2 protein-coding genes and 1 pseudogene are annotated in these 861 nt (G+C 40.3%); all 3 read right to left on the bottom strand.

Features of this window, described 5'->3' with window-relative positions; translation table 11 throughout:
- Positions 1 to 76: 76 nt before the first annotated feature.
- Positions 77 to 256, bottom strand: coding sequence for a hypothetical protein (locus EA14781_RS22230; protein ID WP_002461922.1), 180 nt, complete (start codon positions 254 to 256; stop codon positions 77 to 79).
- 35 nt (positions 257 to 291) lie between these two features.
- The gene (locus EA14781_RS22225) at positions 292 to 570 is read right to left on the bottom strand and encodes a hypothetical protein (RefSeq protein ID WP_001032662.1); all 279 of its coding nucleotides are present in this window, start codon (positions 568 to 570) and stop codon (positions 292 to 294) included.
- Positions 571 to 861: pseudogene (locus EA14781_RS25555) on the bottom strand (hypothetical protein); the annotation flags it as partial.

Raw genomic sequence — 861 nt, 5'->3', positions numbered from 1 at the left:
CAGCACAGGGAATCACTGGATTCATCATAGATAAGGTGTTCTGTAAAATATCGTCTAACATCTTCATGCCAAGGTTTCATAAAACCTCCTCACCCCAATAACCTAATTCAATCTTGTGACGCTCAAACCATTCCGGTTTAACTGCTGTTTTCAGTACTTCATTTGGGCCAATGGCTTTAATGAAAATATCTTTTGAGTTATGGATGTCACCGAATCCGTTTCCTTCAATCAGGAGGTCGGAGATGTAGCGAATCATTTTATCCGTGTGGTATTCAAAGGTAACGCATAGCATTAAACCCCCATTGCTAACTTGTGAATTTTGATGCTCAATAGTCGGGCAATATCAATCTTAAAGCCGTTAAGTGCCTTCAAAGTATCTAAAGCGTCCTGAGTAATTCGGGTGTGTTTACGACCTTTAGAAACTGGATATCTAAGTAAATCCGACTCAGTGACCTCTTTAGCAATTGCAAGCTGCATAACAGTCTGATGAGGCAAGTTAGTAGCTCGTTTAATTCTGGTAAGCTCGTTAAAAGCTTCCTCTGAAATACGGGTTAATGCGTGTTTATTCATTTAAAATTCCTCCAAAATATACGGGTCAAACTCAAAGTCTGGCTCACTAATCGTAAGGCTGATATTTCCCATTTCCGCATGATGATTGATTGTCTCGATAACTTTATTGCAAATGGTGGTTAAATTAGCGCAATACTTATCAGATGGTAGCTCGTGGCTAAGTCTGGTTGCTTGTCTTTGAAGATGGCTCGTCACTGTGCTTGAGTTAATCTCATCAAGGCTTCGAAGCAAATAGAAAATCTTCCGGTGATAGTTATCCCTTCCAAAGCTGCGACAAGTGCCGATTGTCAC

This window comes from Escherichia albertii NBRC 107761 = DSM 17582 (assembly GCF_000759775.1).
GTDB classification, from domain to species: Bacteria; Pseudomonadota; Gammaproteobacteria; order Enterobacterales; family Enterobacteriaceae; genus Escherichia; species Escherichia albertii.
Note: the sequence above shows the minus strand (reverse complement) of the source record. Positions and strands in the feature narration are given on the sequence as shown.

Coding starts and splice junctions, on each gene's coding strand:
- EA14781_RS22230 (WP_002461922.1), bottom strand. CDS start 256: ATGATTCGCTACATCTCCGACCTCCTGATTGAAGGAAACGGATTCGGT.
- EA14781_RS22225 (WP_001032662.1), bottom strand. CDS start 570: ATGAATAAACACGCATTAACCCGTATTTCAGAGGAAGCTTTTAACGAG.